The organism is Massilia sp. UYP32 (assembly GCF_050434365.1).
Lineage (GTDB): Bacteria > Pseudomonadota > Gammaproteobacteria > Burkholderiales > Burkholderiaceae_D > Telluria > Telluria timonae.
Map to the genome: position 1 here is coordinate 25,631 of NZ_JBNDIK010000039.1, position 19,759 is coordinate 45,389.

Sequence of the window (19,759 nt, forward strand, 5' to 3'; positions counted from 1 at the left end):
ACGACCATGAACCTCCCCTCCCACCAGCTCAGCATGACGGTGCTGATGACGCCCGACACCGCCAATTTCTCCGGCAACGTGCACGGCGGCACCATCCTGAAACTGCTCGACCAGGTCGCCTACGCCTGCGCCAGCCGCTACGCCGGCCGCTACGTGGTGACGATGAGCGTCGACCAGGTGACCTTCCGCCAGCCGATCCACGTGGGCGAGCTGGTGACCTTCCTGGCCGCCGTGAACTACACCGGGCGCAGCTCGATGGAAATCGGGATCAAGGTGATCGCCGAGGATATCCGCAGCAAGGTGGTGCGCCATGTGAACAGCTGCTTCTTCACGATGGTGGCGGTGGGCGACGACAAGAAGCCGGCGGCGATTCCGCCGCTGGAACCGTCGACGCCGGATGAATTGCGCCGCTTCGAGGAAGCCAAGGGCCGGCGCGAATCGCGCCTGGCGCTGGAGCGGGACCATGCGCAGCGGATTTCGAGCAAGGGGTGACCGTCGTCGCGACCGGATTGTTTATCCGGCGCAAACGCTGCTATAATGCGGCCTCTTGGCCTGGTAGCTCAGTTGGTAGAGCAGAGGATTGAAAATCCTTGTGTCGGTGGTTCGATTCCGCCCCGGGCCACCAAGAATGTCTTAGCAAAAACGCCAACCCATGCAGGTTGGCGTTTTTGTTTCCGTCACCCGGAATCCTCACATCCGGTCCATTTCCGGTTCCAAGCAGCATTGCCCCGCGGCGGCAACCGACCAAATCGTCCAACCGTCCGCGCTAGTTGGTCTGGTCGTTCCGGCCTGCGAAGCGACCGAATCGTCCACTCGTCCGGTTCGATAACGTTGATAAAATGTACTTGAAAAAACTCGGAGCCCGTGATGACCAACGCCCCAGCGCCAAAGTGGTTTGAGATGGAAGAAATTCGTCGTAGAAGGGTGTCCAACGCTGTATGGATACCGCTTCGACAGTCCGAGTCAGTGACGAAGATAGGCAACTATTCAACTGTCGGCTCGAATGCAAGAAGGCCGTCTCAGCGCGGCCAAAGAAGCTGAACAATGCTTAAGCGTGCCCTGCTACACGACAAGGAAAACGCCTGAGCACTCAGCAGTAGTTGTGCGAGCTAAGACCTTCGGCCTCCAGATCCTTGTATCGGTGTTCGATTCCGCGCTGGGCCACCTAGAACATACCTCACGCAACGCAACCATCATCAGTTGGCGGGTTCGTTTCTGGTCCCCGTAGACCACGTGCCTGGACGCCGGTACGCCGAGCGCGCTCCCCCTTCAAATAAGCCCGCGAAACGCGCGACCAAATCGTCCAATCGCCCGCTTTCCCGAGGCGTCGAACGATTGCATCAGCCTGAACGATTGACGCCGCGCAGTGGAATGACGCTTTCCCCAAGCTAGCTCAGCAAAGGGGGATACGATGTTCATTTACCATCCTCTATTGCTGCTAATTCGCCGTAAGCAAGGGAACCTGCATGGGTAACTCCCCTCGTAATCTGATAGAACTAATCCAAGAACGCCAGACCGCCCGTATCCTGCGTCTGGCGTTTCCCTTTAAGGATGGCCCAACATCCGAATTGCTGGTCAACAAGCTGGATGCGACCGAGGGGCTATCGCGCGATTTCGAATTTACTGTCGAGCTGCTGTCGAATAACGCCTTGCTCGACCTGAAAGACATGCAGGGCAAACTGCTGTCCGTGGAACTGGTGCGCCACGACGGAACGCTGCGCCATTTCACCGGCTACGTCTTCAGTTTTCGCTTGCTCAGGACAGATGGTGGTATCGCATACTACGAGGCCAAGCTCGGGCCGTGGCTGAAGTATCTGTCCCTGCGCAAGGACTGCTTCCTGTTCCATAACGCGACCCTGTACGACCAAACGACCAGCATCTTCCGCGACTATCTCGCGCATCCCGACTGGGACTTTCGCCGCTACGGGGAAGACCCGGCGATGACCGATGCCTGCCAGTTCAACGAATCGGATTACAACTACCTGAGCAGGCGCTGGGAAGCAGCAGGCTGGTACTACACCTACGACCATACGGCAAAGGGACACAAGCTCATCCTGAGCGACAATTCCACCTACGCGGAACCGATAGACGGCACGGAAATCGAGTTCCAGCGCGATTGCGGCTCGTATGAGGACAATGGCATTGGCGAGTGGTCGGCGGTACGACGCATTGTGTCCGCCAGCACGGCGCTGTCGTCCTTCAATTTCAAGTCGCCCAGGCCGGTCAATGTCGAGAGGCCGACAATCATCGAGCAGGGCAAGGTGCTGCGCAAGGAAGTCTACGAATATGCGGGCGCTTATGGATTTAAGGACAGTCGCGACGGCGAGCGCCGGGCGACGTTGCGCATCGAGGAGATTGAACACGCGGGTGAGCTATTCGAGGGCGCAGGCACCAACCGCAACGTGGTCCCCGGGCGCTGGTTCCGCCTCACCGGCCATTTCTACGGCGGCAGTAATGAGGTCCAGGAATTCCTCATCATCGATGTGCACCACACTGCCAGCAACAATTACCATGTGAACGACGCCAGTCCGCCGCACTACGAGAACCGCATTACTTGCATCCGCAAGTCCATCCCGTGGCGTCCCGGTCGCGGCTTCAACAGCGTCGAACCAAAAATGTATGGTCTGCAAACGGCTATCGTGGTGGGGCCGCAAGGTGAGGAGATTTTCACCGACGAGTACGGGCGTGTCAAAGTCCAGTTCCATTGGGACCGTGCAGGCGAGCTTAACGAACGAAGTTCTGCGTGGCTGCGCGTCGCCACCGCGTGGGCCGGTCCCAACTTCGGCATGACATCGATCCCGCGCATCGGCAGCGAGGTCATCGTCCAGTTCCTCGACGGGAATCCCGATCGCGGATTCGTCACCGGCATGGTGCCGAACGCGCACAACATGCCGCCGTGGGATCTTCCCGCAAACAAGACCCAGAGCGGCATCCTGTCCCGCTCGACGCCGGGCGGCAGATACGGCAATGCCAACGCGCTACGCTTCGAGGACAAGAAGGGCCAGGAACAACTGTGGCTGCACGCCGAGCGGGATCAGCTTACCGAGGTCGAGCGCGACGAGGACAAATGGGTCGGCAACGACCGCCGCAAGACCATCGATCGCGACGAAACCTCGCATATCAAGCACGACCGCACCGAAACGGTGGACAACGACGAGACCATTACCGTCCACAACAACCGCATCGAGCAGGTCGATAAAAACGAGACCATCGGCATTGGCGGCAACCGCGTCAAGACAATCGGCAGGAACCGCAAGGATGACATCGGCAAGAACTGGTCAACCTACGTCGCCCGGATGAAGACGGAAACGGTCGGCATGGCCTACATGCAGAACGTCGGTTTGGGCCGCATGGAAAACGTTGGCCTCGCCTACAACCTCAACGTCGGCACGATCATGGCAACCGTGGTCGGCATCAGCCAGATTACCAAGGTCGGCAAGTCGGTATCGATCACGGCGGGCGAAGAACTGTCGATCACTGTCGGCCTTGCGCAATTCAAGATGACAGCGGACGGCAAGATATTCATCAATGGTTCCCAAATCGGCATTGAGGCCAGCGGGCCGGTACAGATTTCCGGTAACGATGTGGACGTCAACTGATCGGCCCCCGCATGGAATTTCGCAACCTCACGCCTTTTCCCGCAATCGCCTTCGACGGTATCGACCAGCATGACCAGCGCTTCCATAGCGTGGTCATGCGACTTACATTCGAGGTACAGGACGACGGCACGCTCTTGCTGGCACCCGCACAAACGCCGCTGGCGATGACGGATGAATTCTACGGCGAAGCAAACCGATCCAGCGTCAGGCAGGAGTCCGACCTGGCACCCTACAAACCGCACACCGACGTGATCGTCATCGCCGACGCCTGCGCCCCACAGGGCAAACCCAGCAAGCTATTCGGGGTCGCTCTCAAGATAAACGGTGCGCCGGATTTGCCGCCCGAGCCGCACGGCCTCAATCCGACGTATCACGCCTCGCCTGAGCGTATGGCCGAATGGCGGGAGCAGTGCGCCCGGTTGACGGCGAAGGCGCTGGAAGGCCCGCTCGTGTTGCGCAAAGTGCTGCTGATCGGAGGCATGCGGGAGTGGCGCAAACGCGCTCCACTGACGCGCGCGCTGACCCTGTTCACGCTGCCGAAATGGAAGCTCACAGCCCCATTGCCCCTTACCACCCTGCCCCTCCGCTACGAATATGCCTACGGTGGCGAAAACAAAATCCTCGTCAATGAGCAGGCGGCCAGCCGCGTGGACAAAAAATATCGCTTGCCCGGTCGCGTTCCGCAACCCGATAACGCCAGCGCGGGCGACTTGCAGGAAGCAATCGCGCACAGCGTGTACGAACAAAATCCGGTGGGCCGTGGCTTTGCAGAGCGCTGGTATCTGAACGCGGCCAGGCTCGCATGCGTGCCGGCGCCGCACATAGAGGCCGCCAGCCAGCCCATAGGGCGCTTCGGCAAGGAATGCATACCGCAGGGCTTCGGCGTGGTCGGGCGCGGCTGGCAACCGCGTTTAGGGCTGGCAGGAACCTATGACCAGCAATGGCAGGAAGAGCGCCACCCGAATTTGCCTGCTGACTTCGATTTTGGGTACTGGAACGGCGCGCCCGCCGACCAGCAAGTCACACCCTACTTGAGCGGCGACGAGCAAATCTCACTGTTCAATCTGTGTCCAGAGAGCGCGGGCACAGTGCGCGACGCTTCCGGCAACACCTGCCTGTCTTTCGCCCTGCCGGGCCACCTGCCGTTTGTGCTGGCGCGGTTCCAGGACGGACGAATAGGCGAACTGGCGGCGAAGCTCGACACACTCATCATCGACGCAGCCCCGGATGCCAGCGACCCGGAAAAGAAAATCGCGGTCGTGTGCGTCTGGCGCGCTACCGTCGCCACCGCTCCTGGCGTGCGGGTGCTCGAAGCACGCATGCTGACCCATGCCGACGTTACGGCGCTGCGCGAGCGGGCGCAGAACATCAAGCCTCCATCGCCTCCGCGTCCGACAGTCGTGCCCCGACAAGAATCGCCGCCAACCGTTTAAGAGGAATCCATGCCTACTGGTGCCCGCAAGAACAGTATCTTCATGGCCGTCAGCCTGCTCCCCGACGTCTGCAAGACGCCGATGGGACCAAATATGGTGCCGATTCCCTACCCCATCGTTGCGGACCTGAGCAACAGCGTGGAAGTAGCGAAGTCGGTCCGGTTCAATGGCGATCCTGTCTTCCTGCTCAGCGACAGCGTCATCGCCACCGTGACCGGAAACGAGGCCGGAACGGGCGGCGGCATGAAGTCCGGTGTCAACAAAGGCAAAGTGCGTGCAACAGCCAGCTCCAAATCCGTGCGGGTGGAGAAAAAATACGTCGTGCGTCATGGCGACGAGTGCGATATGAATCTGGCGGGATAGGCATGACGACCAGAGGCGTAATATTAGAACAGGCAAAACCCTCGACAACGCACATCGATCCGCACGGCGGTGGCGCCAATCCACCGCTCATGCCGGAAACCGAAGCGGAACGGACTATGTGGCAAAAGTCCAGTCCGTGGGTGCATGGTTTGCTGGGGGTGGCGAGTTTCGTTCCAGGCTTATCGGTGGTGACAGGCGCTTTGGATGCAGCCATCTACACGGCTGAAGGGGAAGCCGTCGAGGCGGGCCTTGCGGTGGCAAGCATGATCCCCGGTGGCAAGGTCGTCACCACCGTGGGCAAGGTCGCCAAGAGTGCGGTCGGAATGGCGAAAGGAACGGGGACAGCAGCACGGGTCGCCAAGGGGGCGCACGAAGCGGAGGGAGTGCTCAAGGCAGCAAAGCGGGCGGGAGAGACCGCAAAGGTTGCGAAGGAGGCCAAAGCGGCCAGGGAAGCCAGAGAAGCCCAAGAGGCAGCGGAGAAGGCGCGCGAAGCGGCTTCGGGCGTCAAGAAGCCGAAAAAAGAGGTGACGGTCAAGGCGCGCGAGCATAAAGTTCCCTGTTTCCATCCTTTCGACAAGAAGAAATTTATCCAGATGAGCAAGGACGACCAGAAGGCATATTTGAAGGAGATGGCCGCGCAGCTCAAACGCCAGGAGGATGCGATCAACAGCCTGTCTGCTTCCAAATACAAGGAAGCCAGGGATTTATTTGCCACAATGAATCGTAATCCATCGGCAGCAGCGGCACAAACCGAATTCAGAGATCGAGTTACTGCCGATATTAAAGAGAGTATTGCAGCGAGTTTACGGAAAGGTGGAATGAGCGCTGCAAAGGCAAAGTCCCAAGCGGCTACTCGTGCCGAAAATGTAATGAGCGCACTCGCAGCGCTACATGACCCTGACATGGTGGCTGGTGGCTGGATGCATTCGGAGCCTACCAGGATGGGTCGTGCAGACGTGAACTCCTCGATTGGGGCCAGTTGGAATCAAAACGATCGAGTGGCTGGGATGGATATTGAAGCCGAAAAGGCAATTAAGAGCGGTCGAGGTGACCAAAAAATGAATGTTAAACTGGAGCCTTGCCGTGGCAGGGGGATAAGATGAGAGACGAAGATTTTGAAGTATTTATTGAAGAGTTTGGGGAGGCAACGCACCGAGTTGAGGTGCCAGCAATGGCCATTGAAAAGTGGCGCGGCAAGTTGCCCGATCAGCTCCTGACCTACTGGAAAGAAGAAGGTTGGTGTGGGTACGCAAAAGGGCTTTTTTGGACAGTCGATCCAGATGAGTATGAAGACTTGATCGACGAGTGGTTAGAAGGTACTAAGCTGGAAGAGCTTGATTCGTTCCATGTCATTGCCAGGTCAGCATTTGGTGATCTATACGCGTGTGGCGAAAAAACGGGACGGAGTGTTACGGTTGCTTGCCCCCTTAGCAAAATATCCGTTCTTCCAAAGGGATTAAAACCAAAAACAAAAGAAGATCTAGATTTATCGATCAGTGCGTTTTTTAGCTCCAGTGACCCATCGCGATTCAACTTAAAGGACGAGAGTGGCAAACCACTTTTCGAACGCGTTTTGGTCAAACTAGGACCACTCGAACCAGATGAGGTATATGGCTTCGAACCTGCGCTCGTGCTAGGTGGGAGAATGAATCTGGAAAATGTTGCCAAACTCAAGATCGATGTCCATTTGACTATTCTTCGGCAGCTCGCGCCACCAACACTGCCATTTTCCAATGTTGACATCGATAAATTACTCAATCCCTAAACTCTTATGAAATGTTGGTAAATGAAATTTACCGATGAAATGGTAGCCGCATTCCCGCTGCGGAATCCGCTCCCAGAACTCTTGCGGAAAACCTTCCACTTCATGGAAGAACACGGGTGCCTCCGGAGTCGCCACGATGGGGTTCGTTACATGACCGTACACCCTGAGCTTGAATATAGCAATCTCACAACGACAGCCGTCCACTTACCGGACCCTGCCGCCACCGCTTGCTGGACCAAAAGCAATGATCCCGATGTGAACGACCGACTGGTGATATTCCTAAGGACCGGAGGCGACGGATCGTGGGCTGGGCTTTGGCGCGACGACGACGGGCAACAGCGAATTGTTCATTTGGGATCGGGGTCGGGATCGGTGATGCTTTGTGTGCTGGCAGAAAATATGGAAGACCTATTGCGCCTCTTGGCAATCGGTTACGACGAACTCTGTTGGCCCGATCAGTTCCAACAAACTCCCGATGAGGTACGTGAGGAGGAAGACGAGGAAAACGACTATCCTCCGCCGCCGCAACTGTTCCGTCACTACCTTGAAGGAATACTTGGACTAAGCATTCCGACGCGGGCATCGGATATTTTTTTAAATACCGTAAGCATGGACGAATCGGAATCGAATGATCCATTCTGGAATTGGCTCCGTCTACTCAACGGGTAATAATGTGCAACACGCCTTGATACGGGATGTTCGGAGAAAGCAGATCATTGCTCTCGCTCAGCCGAATCGGCCGCAATCACAGGCATATATTTTTTAATTGATACGTAAGCGTTAAAAGCCCAAAGCTCTGGTTGCAGCTCTGGGATTTTTCATTTTGATATAAGACTTTTATCCACCCCACGTATTACAGTCCATATTGTCCGCGTTGCACGCCGCGCACGTCGCGGATATCAGAAGCCTGAAACCGCAAGGTCTCGGGCTCTTTCATTTCAGAAAACCCGAAGTCCAGCCGGAGCTTTGGGATCTTTTATTCATTCAGGGCGCCATTTAGCGGCGCCCCCAACCTGTCAACGCTCCGCCGGATAGGAATACGAAGACCCGATCCCCAACGGCAGCTCGATCGCCCAGAAAGCGAGGAGGAACGCCGTCCACGTCACGATCAGGCTGATCGAATAAGGCAGCATCAGCGCGATCAGCGTGCCGATGCCCGTCGACTGCACATATTTCTTGCAGAAGACGATGATCAGCGGGAAATACGGCAGCAAGGGCGTGATGATGTTGGTCGAGGAATCGCCCACCCGGTACGCCGCCTGGGTCAGGTCCGGCGACACCCCGAGTTCCATCAGCATCGGCACCATCACCGCCGAGATCAGCGCCCATTTGGCGGACGCGGAACCGATGAACAGGTTGACCGTGGCCGTCAGGAGCACGATGCCTGCCAGCGTGACGCCCAGCGGGAAGGCCATTTCCCTGAGCCACAGCGCGCCCTTGAGCGCGATGAGCGCGCCCAGGTTGGACTGCCCGAAGGCGAAGATGAACTGCGCGCAAAAGAACGCCATGACGACGTAGTAACCCATGCCGCTCATGGCATGGCTCATGCCCTTGACGATGTCGCGGTGGTTCTTCGCGGTGCCGGCGACATAGCCGTAGACCACGCCGGGAATCAGGAAGAAGATGAAGATCAGCGCGACGATCGACTGCATCAGCGGCGCCGACGAATGCGTCAGCTCGCGCGTATCCGGCGCACGCCAGGCCGAACCTTCCGGCATCAGCGAGAGCAGCAGCAGGGCCAGGCTGGCGACCATCGCGATGCCGGCCCAGCGCAGGCCCTTGATCTCGTTCGGCTGCAGGGCGTCCATCTTGGGCAGGCTGGCGGGATCGGCGTCGACCGGCGAACTCTTGTTCAGCCGCGGCTCGATCACCTTGTCGGTCAGGAACCAGCCGACCAGGATCACGAGGAAGGTCGAGGCCGTCGTGAAATAGTAATTATTGAGCGGGTTGATGACGATCGATGCGGCGGCCGGGTCGGACGACAGGCGCGCGGCGACCTGGGTCAGGCCGGCCAGCAGCGGATCGAGGCTCGACGGCACGAAGAAGGTCGCGGAAAACCCGCCCGATACGCCGGCGAAGGCGGCCGCGATACCGGCCAGCGGATGGCGCCCGGCGGCGTAGAAGATGACCGCGCCCAGCGGAATGACCAGCACATAGCCGGCGTCGACGGCCACGTGGCTCAGGATGCCGACACCGATCAGGACGGGCGTCAGCAGGAACCTCGGCGTCACCGCCAAGATCTTGCGCAGCCCGGCGTTGATGAAGCCGGTGTATTCGGCCACGCCCAGCCCCAGCATCGCCACCAGCACGACGCCGAGCGGCGGGAAGGTGACGAAGGTATTGACCATCTTCGCCATGAAATCCGTCAGGGCGGCCGGCGCCAGCAGATTTTTGATCTCGATCGGCGCGCCGGTGCGCGGGTCGATGTCGTTGAAGACCAGGCCGGACATGGCCCAGGAGGTGGCCCACACCACGGCCAGCAGCAATGCGAACAGGATGGCCGGGTCGGGCAGCTTGTTGCCTGCCACCTCGATCCAGTTCAGGACACGGTTCAATCCGCGCGGCTTGGCGCCAGTTGCTTGTGCAGTCATCGTAGCCTTTGCTTAAAGGGGACTTTGAAATGGTCGATAACGCGCAGCAGCAAGCCTGTCAATACTTGGGCATTGCCTGCCAGCTGTTATCTACAAGACACATCAAGCCACATAGTACGCAGAAGCCGGGCTGTCGAAAAGCTTCTTGATGAGCAAACGTCCTAAGGAAGGATTACGACGCGAATTTCCCTATTTGGCCCGAAGCAATCGAACTCATTCTTTTCGCTCCCTGAATTCACCTTCAATAACCGTGTCATCGTTGCTCTCGGGACGCTTTTGCCCACCGAATGTGAATACAGACGAAGACACGCGATCGACAATCGCGCGCCGTAGCCATGGGTAAGCGACGACAAACGCCGTCGCGACACCTGCAAACAGTGCCGGCACGTAGTCGCCCCGCGCCACGAAGGTGAACAGGCACAGTGCAAGTATGCTCACGATGAGCGGTCGACGGACAGGCTTGGGCAAGAGGCCGACAATGCGCAACCTGCCCTCTTTTATCCAGGGAAGTCTCGCGAAAAGAACGCCGAGCAGCAGTCCTGCCGCGATCCGGCCCGTGCCGAGATAATCGGCCACTACCCCGATGACGAGAAAACCGGTGTAGGTCATCGTAGCGGCCAAGGCGGCCAACATGGATATCGCAACGGCGGCCGTCAGCTTCGGCCTGCCGATTGCTGCAGTGATGAGAAAACGTAGGATTTGTGTACTCCTGCAAATGGGCCTCGAGGCTATGGCAAATTCTAACAGCCGCACCTGTTTCAGGGCGGCCTCGAGCCTGCCCCGCGCTGCGCCTGCGCCATCTCCACGGCCGGCAAGGTCACGGTCAGGAACGACGACACCTGCCCGATCAAGTCCGCCGCCTGCTGCCGCACCTGCTTCATCTGCAGCACCGACAGCTCGGCCTGGCGCACCGCCTGCTGGATCAAGGTCCGGCGCTGCACGAGCGCATCGCGCAAGGCCGCATCCGGCGCGTCCTCGACGAGTGTCGACACCACGGCCAGCACCAGCAGGTGCAAGCCCAGTCCCTGCGCCGACGCTTCGAGGTTGCGCATGGCGACCTCGCTGTCGGTCATCAGCTGCAGGAGCTGCGTGCGCGCCGACGTCAGCACCGGCCTGTATTCGGCAGGCGACGTCGGTCGGCGAAACAGCCGGCCGAACATGCCCGGCGGCCCCTTGGTAGTGTCGAGCGCAGCTTCCAGCAGCGCCGGCACGCCCATCTGCGTGAATTTCACTACGAGTTCGGTGATGGGATGGAGCAGCGCCGCCTGCTCCATCAGCGGCCCCTCTGCCCACTCGGTGACCAGCGCCAGCCGCACCGGCAGGATGCGCCGAAACAGGGTGGCCAGGCGCTGCTCCGAATGCGCGAACAGATCCGGATAATCGGCGTGGACGGTGGCGAGCGCATCGCGCACCGCCGGATGGTCTTCGCTGTCGAACAGCGGCCGGGCCACGGTTTTCCTGGTCACGGCAGACGCAGCCGGAAGCGCAGGAACGTCGTCGAAGGACAGCGCCCTGGGCGGACCATTACGCTCAGGCGCCGCGGCTTCGTGCTCGTCGCCAAAATCGAAGGCCCGCGGCCCGGCCGGACGGTCGACCGGGTCCGACGGCGGCTCCGGCGCGTCACCGAAGTCGAATGCCTTGGGCGTCTGGTGTGTCATCGATCTACCTGGCGGCGCCAGCCATCAGCGCCTCGGAAGGATACGCACAACGCTGCTCAGACGGTGCCGCCGAGCTTGCGAATAAAGGTCGCCAGGTTCAGCTTGAAGCCCGCGCCGACGGCCTGGAAGCGCCACTCGCCATCCTTGCGATACAGCGAACCGAATTGCAGCGCAGTCTTGTCCGAGTAGTCTTCGTTCAGGTTGTATTCAGCGATCGTCTCGCCGGTGTCGTCGTTGTACACCTTCACGTAGGCGCCGGAGACGCTGCCGAAGTTCTGCTTGCGCGCCTCGGCCTCGTGGATGGTGACCACGATCGGCATTTCCATGACCGCCGCGTCGACCTTGGCCAGGTCGACGGTGATGACTTCGTCGTCGCCATCCTTGTCGCCCGTGCGGTTGTCGCCCGAGTGCACCACCGCGCCATCGGGCGAGGTCGTGTGGTTGTAATAGACGAAGTGGGCGTTGCTGATCATGACCGGATGGTCGTCCGCGTCTTTCCGGCACAGGAACACCGACGAGTCGAGATCGAAGGCATGGCCCGCGGCCGCATTGACCTTCCATCCGAGGCCGATCCGCACGCGCTTCAAGCCCGGTGCGGATTTTTCGAGGTTGATGCGGTGGCCGGTCTGGAGCGTCGTCGACATGAGCTTTCCTTGTAGGGTGAATTGAAATTAGGCCGCGCCTGGCGAGAACCTGGCGATCAGCTCCTGCTCCAGCGCCTGCAGCTTCGGCAGCTCGTCGCGGCGGCGCTGCTGGCCTTCGTTCGAGATCTGCTCGAGCTTGTCGAACGCGGTCACCAGTTGCGTCTGCACGTGCTGGGCGGTTTCGAGGCTGACGATCGAGCGCTGCTTGGCACGCGCGACCGTCTCGGTATTTTCCAGCAGCATATCGGCCTGGGCGCGGAAGGCCGCGTCGGTGGCGTCGTAGGCGGCGTTGGCGACCGCCGCGCTCTGCTTGGCTTCCAGCTGCAGCAGGTAGAGCGAGAACACGTTGCGCCAGGCCGGGATCGACACATTGACGATGTCGGTGAAGGTATCGGTCAAGGCGCGCGCATTGTCTTGCGACAGGCGGATCTGCGGCACCATCTGCGTGGCCATCAGCATCGCGCGGCGCAAGTCGTCGATGCGTTTTTCGAGCCGCTCGAGACGGCGCCGCAGTTCGGTCGCCTGCTGCGCCTCGAAGGCATTGGCCGCCGCGGCTTGCTGCGCGACCGCCTGGCGCAGCCGCTCGGCCCAGGCTTCGCCCTTCTTCACGTCGGCGTCCAGGCCCTGATAATAAACCTCGAGGCCCTTGTACATCTCGTCGAAGTCGTGGATGCGCGCCCGGTGCACATTGGCGTGGCGCGTCATCTCGGACACCAGCGTGTCCATGCGCGACTCGACCACCTGGTATTGCGACAGCATCTTTTCCTTGACCGAGCCGAACATGTTCGACACGCGCGACAGCAGGCCGCCCGACTTGAGCTTGGCCGGGTCCAGGCCCTTCGAGGTGGCGATCAGTTCGTTCAGCTGCGTGCCGAACACGTCCGCATCCGAGGCGCGTACCGTGCCCAGCAGCTTGGCCGACACCTTCGCCACACCCGGTCCCGCGGCGCTGCCCAGGGTCTCGATGGCCTTGTCGTCGATGCCGGTGAGATCGACAGGGATCACCGGCGCCGCGCTTGCTTCCGGCCGCAATGCCGGCAGCGCGTCCGGCGTGAGGGCCGGATCCAGCAAGGGCGGCAGGCCGGCGGCAGGGGTCACGGGTGTCGTCGATGCAGCCTTCGCTTCCTCGTCGGAGGAGAACAGCGGTTTCATAGGATTCCTCGGGGGTTGGTATGACAACATCAATAGCTTACCACTGGACAATCGGGCTGCAAGGGTTTCTGCGCCGGGCATTCTGCCTGTTGTATTGCACCTGGGTCATCATGCTATTCTTGCATGGACCTGACCACCTAGAGAAGACATGACCCGCTCGCTCCCCCCTATTCTGTCCAATGCGCTGCGCACTGCGCTGTGCACCGTGCTGTGCGCCGCCCTCCCCGCTTTCGCCCAAGTCAAGACGCCGGCCACCCCGGAAAAGATGAACCAGTTATATAGCGACTACTGGGAAGACTACCTGCGCGAAAACCCGATCGCCGCCACCTTCAATGGCGACCATCGCTACAACGACCGCTTCGGCCCGACCTCGTCGGCCGAGAGCCGCAAGCAGACCCGCGCGCTGGCCGAGAAATACCTCGCCAGCAGCGCCAAGTTCGATCCGGCGCCGCTGCCCTCGGAAGACCGCATCAGCTATGACCTGCTGCGCTACCGCCTGCAGCAAGACCTCGACAGCCTGCGCTTCCCATCCGACCTGGTGCCGGTGGACCAGTTTTCGGGCCTGCATCTGCTGATGGCCCAGCTGGGTTCGGGCGCCTCCACGCAGCCGTTCCAGACCGTGCAGGACTACGAGAACTGGCTCAAGCGCGCTGCCGGCTACGCGCCGGCGGTCGACGACAGCATCGCCAATATGCGCGCCGGCATCCAGCAAGGCATCGTGATGCCGAAGGCGCTGATCCAGCGCGTGCTGCCGCAGCTCGAGAACGTCGGCAGCGACAACCTCGACACCAGCACCTATATGGGGCCGACCAAGAAATTCCCGGAGTCCTTCAGCGCCGCCGACAAGGCGCGCCTGACTGAGGCTTATGGAAAAATGGTGCGCGAACAGTTGGCGCCTGCCAACCGCAAGCTGCTGGCCTTCATGAAAGACACCTACTTGCCGGCAGGCCGCGACACGGCCGGCATCGGCGCTCTTCCCGGCGGCAAGGAATGGTATGCCTTCCTGGCGCGCCGCTCCACCACGACCGACCTGACGCCGGAACAGATCCACGAGATCGGCCTGCGCGAAGTCGCGCGCATCCGCGCCCAGTTCGAAGAAGCCAGGGTCAAGGTCGGCTTCAAGGGCACGCTGAAGGAATTCTTCGCTCACCTCAACACCGCGCCCGAGCTGCGCTTCAAGTCGCGCGAAGAGATCCAGGCGGCCTACGAGGCGATGCGTCCGCGCGTCGAGGCCAAGGTCGACCAGCTGTTCGCCCGCGTGCCCAAGGCGCCGTTCGAGATCCGTCCGGTGGAAGCCTTCCGCGAAGTGAGCGCGGCCCCGGCCTCCTACCAGCGCGGCTCGGTCGACGGCAAGCGTCCCGGCGTTTTCTACTTCAACGCCTACAAGCCGGAAACCCGCACCAACTTCACGACCACCGCCTTCTTCCTGCACGAAGCCATTCCCGGCCACCACTTCGAGCGCAGCCTGGCGCAGGAAACCACCGGTCTGCCGGCCTTCCGCCGCTTCGGCGGCAGCACCGCCTTCTCGGAAGGCTGGGGCCTGTACAGCGAAATGCTGGGCCAGGAAATCGGCATGTACAACGATCCATGGCAGTGGGTCGGCCGCCTGACCGCCGAAATCTGGCGCGGCGTGCGCCTGGTGGTCGATACCGGCATCCACTCGAAGGGCTGGACGCGCGAACAGGCAATCGCCTACTTCATGGACAACGTGCCGCAGAACGAGGTGACGGCGGTGCAGGAAGTCGAGCGCTATATCGCGATTCCCGGCCAGGCCCTCAGCTACAAGATCGGCGAACTGAAACTGCGCGAACTGCGCGCACGCGCCGAAAAGACCCTGGGCAAGGACTTCGACCTGCGCGCCTTCCACAACGAAGTGCTGTCGCACGGCGCGGTGCCGCTCGACGTGCTCGAAGCGGCGACCGACCGCTGGATCGCGGCGCAAAAGAAGGGTTGATTCCCTCCTACGGCGCAGTCACCTCCACATCCTGGCTGACCACGGTGCGGCGGCCATCCCGGCCGACCACCGTGGCCGCCACCGTGTAGAGCCCAGGCGCAGCAAAACTGTGGCTGGCGCGCGCGCTGGCCACGCCGCCGCGCTCGTCGATCCGGCGCGCTGGCGCGCTGCTGCCATCTCCCCACGACCAGTCCACGCCGCGCGTGCCGACCCGGTCGCCATCCACGAAGGACACCGATGCCTGCAGCGGCGCGCCGACTTCGACCGTGCGCGGCGCGACGAGCGGCCCGACCGTATGGCCGCTTTCATGTCCACGGTCCGGCCTGAGCAGCACCAGTCCGGCATTCGAGCTGGCCACGATCTCGCCGCGATCGTTGATCGCCATCGCGTGCTCGAGCACCAGCGTCGGCGGCACACGCCGCACGAGCCGGTTCAGGTCCAGCATGCCGCCGGCGGCGCTCCAGACGAAGGCGCGCATGGCGCCGGCCTTGTCCTCGGCAAAGCCGACGATCTGGCCTTTCGCATTGACGCCGCGCGCGACCGAGGTCCTGCCGCCCAGTGTGCCGAGTTCGCGCATGCCGCCGCGCCGCGTCCACGACATCGCCCGCTGGCGCCCGTCGGCAAAGCCGATGCCGCCGGCGATGTGCAGGCCGGGCGTCATCGCATTGACCCAGGCCGTGGTGCCGCGGCCGATCCCGAGGTCGACCATGCCGGTGGCGCGCGTCCACAGGAAGGGACGGTCGCCGCCATCGTCCCAGGAAGCCAGGCGATTGCCCGCCACCTCGCCCCCGGCGCCCACGGCCACGGGCGACGATTCGACGCTGCCCAGCGTGTCGATGTCGACCAGGCCGCTACCGCGCGTCCAGGCGAACACGCGCGTGAACTCGTCGTCGATCGTGGTCACGCCGGCGATCAGGCCGGCGTCGTTGAGCACGCGACCTGAAGGTTGCTGGAAGGCGGGCGTGACGCCCAGGTCTTCCACCCCGCTACCAATGCTCCAGCGGAACGGACGCGCCGAGTCGCCGAACGAGCCGGTGACGACGCCGCGGTTGTTGATGGCCCAGCCATACGAACGGCCCCGGCCAGGCTCGGCGCGGATGTCGAGCATGCCGCCGCCCGCGCTCCAGACGAAAGCGTTCTCGACGCCGTGTTCGTTGAGCGAGGTGCCGGCGATCTGGCCGGCCTCGTTCAGGTCGTTCGCATACGTGATGCCGCCGCCCAGCGAGCCGATGTTCTTCACGGTTGCGCCGTCATGGAAGAAAGCCGAAATGCGCCCGCCGTTCACCATCGAGAACGCCACCTGGCCGGCGGCGTTGATGTCGGGGTAGGTCGCGATGGTGCCGGGGCCGAGATTGATCACGCGGTAGCTCGTGCGCTGCGCGCCGTTTCTGCCGTCCGCCTCGCCGGACGACGACTGCGCAAGCACTGTCGCAGACATCCACATCGCGGCCAGTAGCAAGACCAGGCGGGGCAGCCTCCATATCGAGCTACCGGTCGGCACATCGTTTCCTCGAGCGATACGCATGCATGTCTCCGTTAAAGGTGGAACGTCGGGCCCGTCGCCATAAGTGGCGTTGGGGAGCGGCTCAATCATGCGTTGCACCTGAAGCGCACGGTATGTCGCATCTCGCACTTGTGCGGCCGTTTGTGCTGGGCCAATGCGATTCTCCAGTCCCTATTCCTGCACTCTATTTCCATCTCATGAGCTTGCGTCAACGCACTTCGCCTTCCTATGATGAAGCGAGACGTCGGACCAACCATCTGCGAGGTGCGTCATGGACACGCTGGCGAAGGGGCAATTCAATGAATTGAAGGGGCTGTTAAGAGGAGAACTTCTCGAGGCCAACGATGCGGGCTACGACGATGCCCGCGCCGTCTGGAATGCGATGATCGACCGGCGGCCGGCGCTCATCGTGCGCTGCGCCGGCACGGCCGATGTGCGCGCGTCGCTGGCCTACGCGCGCGACCACCAGCTGCGGCTGGCCGTGCGTGGCGGCGGCCACAATATCGCCGGCAGCGCGCTGTGCGATGACGGACTGGTGATCGACCTGTCGCGCATGAAGTCGGTGCAGGTCGATCCGGTGCGCCGCCGCGCCTGGGTGGAAGGCGGCGCCACCCTGCGCGACTTCGACCACGAAGCCCAGGCCTACGGCCTGGCGACGCCGCTGGGCATCAACTCCACCACCGGCGTGGCGGGTCTGACCCTGGGCGGCGGCTTCGGCTGGCTCAGCCGCACGCTGGGCCTGGCGGCCGACAATCTGCTATCGGCCGAGATGGTCACCGCCGACGCCGGGCGCCTGCAGGTGAGCGCGACGGAGCATCCCGACCTGTTCTGGGCCATCCGTGGCGGCGGCGGTAATTTTGGCGTGGTCACGCGCTTCGAATTCGCCTTGCATCCAGTCGGCCCGCAGATCACGGCCGGGCTGATCGTCTACCCGTTCGCCCAGGCCCAGTCGGTCTTGGAGCAATACCGCGATGCCGTCGCGACCATGGCCCCCGACCTCACGGTCTGGACGGTCCTGCGCAAGGCGCCCCCGCTGCCGTTCCTGCCCCCGCAAGTGCATGGCCAGGACGTGCTGGTGCTGCCGGTCTTTTCACCATCGCCGAGCGACGCCGTGGACGCCGCCATCGCACGCATCGCCAAGCTGGGCGAACCGCTGGGCATGCATGTCGGGCCGATGCCTTACGCGGCCTGGCAGCAGATCTTCGATCCGATGCTCACGCCAGGCGCACGCAACTACTGGAAATCGCATAATTTCACGCAACTGAGCGATGGGGCCCTCGACGTCGTTTTACGCTACGCCTCCGATCTGCCTACCCCGCAGTGCGAGATCTTCCTCGGCCTGCTGGGCGGCCAGGCCGGGGCGCCGCCGCAGCAGGCGACCGCCTATCCGCACCGCGACGCGTTGTACGTGATGAACGTGCACACGCGTTGGGAAGACCCGGCCGACGACGAACGCTGCATCGCCTGGGCGCGCAGCTTCTTTGCGGATGCCACGCCGTATGCGAGCGGTGGCGTCTACGTCAACTTCATGCCGCAGGACGAAGGCGAGCGTACGTCCGATGCCTATGGCGCCAACTATGCGCGCCTGGCGCAGATCAAGGCGGCCTACGATCCGGACAATCTGTTCCGTACCAACCAGAATATTCGGCCGGCGTCCGCTGCAGCTGCGGCCGGCTGACCGGCCGTGGCTTCGATGGCGTCGCGGATGCGGCGTCAGCGGCCGGATCTCGCCCTCGTTGTCCGCATCGCTCATCGCAGCAACGAGCCTCATCGCAAACGCCGATCAGGTCTTTGCACGTCTTAAGGAAAACCGCCCGACTATTGCGCTAGCGAAAGGCCAATGCCTATTTCTCGCGCGATGATGCACGACGTTGGGAACACACCTCACCGTTCGCTGTTTTCATTGCTTTGTGCTGCTGCTCTCGCGATGCACCGCGGCCTTGATCTTCCTGCGCGCGCTGTGATGACTCGGTACGACACAATTCAACAAGGACTACCGATATGACTCGACCGTCTTTTAGTGCTGCGTGGGCAGCTTCGCAGCGAATCTACGACCCTCTCAATCCCGGAGCCCGGGTGGCAGGAATCATAGGCGGCAACGTCAGGAAGAATATCGATAACCCGACTGCAGCGCAGCGATGGGAAAACACGTGTGCTGTACGCATGAGTTATATACTCAGCCAAGCTGGCATGGTCATTCCTGGCATCAAAGGACAGACTGTATCCGGCGCGGACGGGCGAAGATACTTCTTTCGAGTACGCGACCTGATCGGGTTCCTGACGCAGCGCTGGGGTAAAGCCGAAGTCGTGAAATATCCTGTCTCCGGTGGGGGCACACTTGCAGGCAAAACAGGCGTCATTCTGTTTGAAGTCTCGGGGTGGTCAAATGCGCAGGGGCATGCCACGCTTTTCGACGGTCGCTCCTGCTATGACCACTGTTATTTCAACGAACCCGAAGCGCGGTATCGCACGGATCGTGCAAATTTCTGGAGTTTGCCATGAGGTTGTCCCCCTTGCGACTGGCAGTGGTGGTGTTCACCATATTGTCGTTGCCAGCCCATGCTAGTACTCGCGATATCACATCCCCGCAAGCTGTAACCCGCACGCACGCGCAGAACTACAAGGACATGGTGCTAGCAACCTGTCTAACCCAGGCCTATCGGAATGACAATGGCGTGGCGAAGGATGCCGGAAGCAGCATCAGCGCGTTGCGCGACTGGACGTACTTCGATATGGATCAGAGTCCGGATGCAGTCAATTCCTTAGTGGAGAGTTACCTGGAACGGGATTATTCCAGTCCGCTGGTCGAATCGGAAGTCAAGGGAGTGCGATTCGATTTCTTGAAGTGCCTGGACCTGTACCACAGCAAGGCGCTGGACGATCTGACGAAGCGATTGGTCATCCACCCGAAACGCATTTATGGGAAGGAACGTCCTTCGCGACGGCAGGCTCATGATGCTACAGCCAGATAGCACGTGGCTGGACTTTTCCAGAGCATAGCTTGGACCTGTCAGAAATTCTGTGTGCGGGGCCAGAATTCGTAGTTAGATAATCGCGTTCGTGAAGCGCTCGCCGAACATGATGGCGAACTGGTTG

General features: G+C 61.4%; 17 protein-coding genes and 1 tRNA gene. 12 read left to right on the forward strand and 6 right to left on the reverse strand.

What is annotated here, in order from left to right; translation table 11 throughout:
- Positions 1–6: 6 nt before the first annotated feature.
- From ABIB42_RS24470 to ABIB42_RS24505, 8 genes are all read left to right on the forward strand, one after another.
- Positions 7–492 carry an acyl-CoA thioesterase gene (locus ABIB42_RS24470; protein WP_005671532.1) on the forward strand — a complete coding sequence of 162 codons (486 nt, stop codon included), beginning with the start codon at positions 7–9 and terminating at the stop codon, positions 490–492.
- Positions 493–549: 57 nt separating this feature from the next.
- Positions 550–625: transfer RNA gene (locus ABIB42_RS24475), tRNA-Phe, on the forward strand.
- Positions 626–1,466: 841 nt separating this feature from the next.
- The gene (locus ABIB42_RS24480; RefSeq protein WP_429249147.1) at positions 1,467–3,599 is read left to right on the forward strand and encodes a type VI secretion system Vgr family protein; all 2,133 of its coding nucleotides are present in this window, start codon (positions 1,467–1,469) and stop codon (positions 3,597–3,599) included.
- An 11-nt stretch (positions 3,600–3,610) separates the two neighbouring features.
- Positions 3,611–5,032, forward strand: a complete 1,422-nt coding sequence (locus ABIB42_RS24485; protein ID WP_005671537.1) for a DUF2169 family type VI secretion system accessory protein — start codon at positions 3,611–3,613, stop codon at positions 5,030–5,032.
- A gap of 9 nt (positions 5,033–5,041) precedes the next feature.
- On the forward strand, positions 5,042–5,395 hold the full coding sequence (locus ABIB42_RS24490; RefSeq protein WP_005671540.1) for a DUF4150 domain-containing protein: 354 nt from the start codon (positions 5,042–5,044) through the stop codon (positions 5,393–5,395).
- 2 nt (positions 5,396–5,397) lie between these two features.
- Positions 5,398–6,498: a polymorphic toxin type 15 domain-containing protein gene (locus ABIB42_RS24495; RefSeq protein ID WP_081590027.1), complete on the forward strand. Its 1,101-nt coding sequence runs from the start codon at positions 5,398–5,400 to the stop codon at positions 6,496–6,498.
- Entirely contained in the window at positions 6,495–7,160 is a 666-nt protein-coding gene (locus tag ABIB42_RS24500; protein ID WP_005671545.1) for a GAD-like domain-containing protein, read from the forward strand. Before ABIB42_RS24495 ends, ABIB42_RS24500 begins: the two co-directional genes overlap by 4 nt.
- A gap of 21 nt (positions 7,161–7,181) precedes the next feature.
- Complete coding sequence (locus ABIB42_RS24505) at positions 7,182–7,829, forward strand: hypothetical protein (RefSeq protein ID WP_429249148.1); 648 nt, start codon at positions 7,182–7,184, stop codon at positions 7,827–7,829.
- Between the two features lie 347 nt (positions 7,830–8,176).
- Here the strand turns inward: ABIB42_RS24505 and ABIB42_RS24510 are convergent, their stop codons facing one another.
- From ABIB42_RS24510 to ABIB42_RS24530, 5 genes are all read right to left on the reverse strand, one after another.
- Positions 8,177–9,751, reverse strand: coding sequence for an AbgT family transporter (locus tag ABIB42_RS24510; protein WP_005662947.1), 1,575 nt, complete (start codon positions 9,749–9,751; stop codon positions 8,177–8,179).
- A 213-nt stretch (positions 9,752–9,964) separates the two neighbouring features.
- Positions 9,965–10,384, reverse strand: a complete 420-nt coding sequence (locus tag ABIB42_RS24515) for a hypothetical protein (protein WP_429249149.1) — start codon at positions 10,382–10,384, stop codon at positions 9,965–9,967.
- Positions 10,385–10,509: 125 nt separating this feature from the next.
- Entirely contained in the window at positions 10,510–11,217 is a 708-nt protein-coding gene (locus tag ABIB42_RS24520; RefSeq protein ID WP_157225399.1) for a hypothetical protein, read from the reverse strand.
- 248 nt (positions 11,218–11,465) lie between these two features.
- The gene (locus ABIB42_RS24525) at positions 11,466–12,053 is read right to left on the reverse strand and encodes a TerD family protein (RefSeq protein WP_005662951.1); all 588 of its coding nucleotides are present in this window, start codon (positions 12,051–12,053) and stop codon (positions 11,466–11,468) included.
- A 27-nt stretch (positions 12,054–12,080) separates the two neighbouring features.
- Complete coding sequence (locus tag ABIB42_RS24530; RefSeq protein WP_005662953.1) at positions 12,081–13,205, reverse strand: toxic anion resistance protein; 1,125 nt, start codon at positions 13,203–13,205, stop codon at positions 12,081–12,083.
- A gap of 148 nt (positions 13,206–13,353) precedes the next feature.
- Between ABIB42_RS24530 and ABIB42_RS24535 the strand changes: the two genes are divergently transcribed.
- On the forward strand, positions 13,354–15,159 hold the full coding sequence (locus ABIB42_RS24535) for a DUF885 domain-containing protein (protein ID WP_005662955.1): 1,806 nt from the start codon (positions 13,354–13,356) through the stop codon (positions 15,157–15,159).
- 7 nt (positions 15,160–15,166) lie between these two features.
- Here the strand turns inward: ABIB42_RS24535 and ABIB42_RS24540 are convergent, their stop codons facing one another.
- Positions 15,167–16,597, reverse strand: coding sequence for a PKD domain-containing protein (locus ABIB42_RS24540; protein ID WP_157225400.1), 1,431 nt, complete (start codon positions 16,595–16,597; stop codon positions 15,167–15,169).
- 337 nt (positions 16,598–16,934) lie between these two features.
- Here ABIB42_RS24540 and ABIB42_RS24545 point away from each other — a divergent pair, with 337 nt between their 5' ends.
- From ABIB42_RS24545 to ABIB42_RS24555, 3 genes are all read left to right on the forward strand, one after another.
- Entirely contained in the window at positions 16,935–18,341 is a 1,407-nt protein-coding gene (locus tag ABIB42_RS24545) for an FAD-binding oxidoreductase (RefSeq protein WP_273034418.1), read from the forward strand.
- Positions 18,342–18,664: 323 nt separating this feature from the next.
- Positions 18,665–19,165 carry a type VI secretion system amidase effector protein Tae4 gene (locus ABIB42_RS24550; RefSeq protein ID WP_081589827.1) on the forward strand — a complete coding sequence of 167 codons (501 nt, stop codon included), beginning with the start codon at positions 18,665–18,667 and terminating at the stop codon, positions 19,163–19,165.
- On the forward strand, positions 19,162–19,635 hold the full coding sequence (locus tag ABIB42_RS24555) for a type VI secretion system amidase immunity protein Tai4 (RefSeq protein WP_005662960.1): 474 nt from the start codon (positions 19,162–19,164) through the stop codon (positions 19,633–19,635). The genes ABIB42_RS24550 and ABIB42_RS24555 overlap by 4 nt, the downstream gene beginning before the upstream one ends.
- Positions 19,636–19,759: the final 124 nt, after the last annotated feature.

Coding starts and splice junctions, on each gene's coding strand:
- ABIB42_RS24470 (WP_005671532.1), top strand. CDS start 7: ATGAACCTCCCCTCCCACCAGCTCAGCATGACGGTGCTGATGACGCCC.
- ABIB42_RS24480 (WP_429249147.1), top strand. CDS start 1,467: ATGGGTAACTCCCCTCGTAATCTGATAGAACTAATCCAAGAACGCCAG.
- ABIB42_RS24485 (WP_005671537.1), top strand. CDS start 3,611: ATGGAATTTCGCAACCTCACGCCTTTTCCCGCAATCGCCTTCGACGGT.
- ABIB42_RS24490 (WP_005671540.1), top strand. CDS start 5,042: ATGCCTACTGGTGCCCGCAAGAACAGTATCTTCATGGCCGTCAGCCTG.
- ABIB42_RS24495 (WP_081590027.1), top strand. CDS start 5,398: ATGACGACCAGAGGCGTAATATTAGAACAGGCAAAACCCTCGACAACG.
- ABIB42_RS24500 (WP_005671545.1), top strand. CDS start 6,495: ATGAGAGACGAAGATTTTGAAGTATTTATTGAAGAGTTTGGGGAGGCA.
- ABIB42_RS24505 (WP_429249148.1), top strand. CDS start 7,182: ATGAAATTTACCGATGAAATGGTAGCCGCATTCCCGCTGCGGAATCCG.
- ABIB42_RS24510 (WP_005662947.1), bottom strand. CDS start 9,751: ATGACTGCACAAGCAACTGGCGCCAAGCCGCGCGGATTGAACCGTGTC.
- ABIB42_RS24515 (WP_429249149.1), bottom strand. CDS start 10,384: ATGTTGGCCGCCTTGGCCGCTACGATGACCTACACCGGTTTTCTCGTC.
- ABIB42_RS24525 (WP_005662951.1), bottom strand. CDS start 12,053: ATGTCGACGACGCTCCAGACCGGCCACCGCATCAACCTCGAAAAATCC.
- ABIB42_RS24530 (WP_005662953.1), bottom strand. CDS start 13,205: ATGAAACCGCTGTTCTCCTCCGACGAGGAAGCGAAGGCTGCATCGACG.
- ABIB42_RS24535 (WP_005662955.1), top strand. CDS start 13,354: ATGACCCGCTCGCTCCCCCCTATTCTGTCCAATGCGCTGCGCACTGCG.
- ABIB42_RS24540 (WP_157225400.1), bottom strand. CDS start 16,597: ATGTCTGCGACAGTGCTTGCGCAGTCGTCGTCCGGCGAGGCGGACGGC.
- ABIB42_RS24545 (WP_273034418.1), top strand. CDS start 16,935: ATGGACACGCTGGCGAAGGGGCAATTCAATGAATTGAAGGGGCTGTTA.
- ABIB42_RS24550 (WP_081589827.1), top strand. CDS start 18,665: ATGACTCGACCGTCTTTTAGTGCTGCGTGGGCAGCTTCGCAGCGAATC.
- ABIB42_RS24555 (WP_005662960.1), top strand. CDS start 19,162: ATGAGGTTGTCCCCCTTGCGACTGGCAGTGGTGGTGTTCACCATATTG.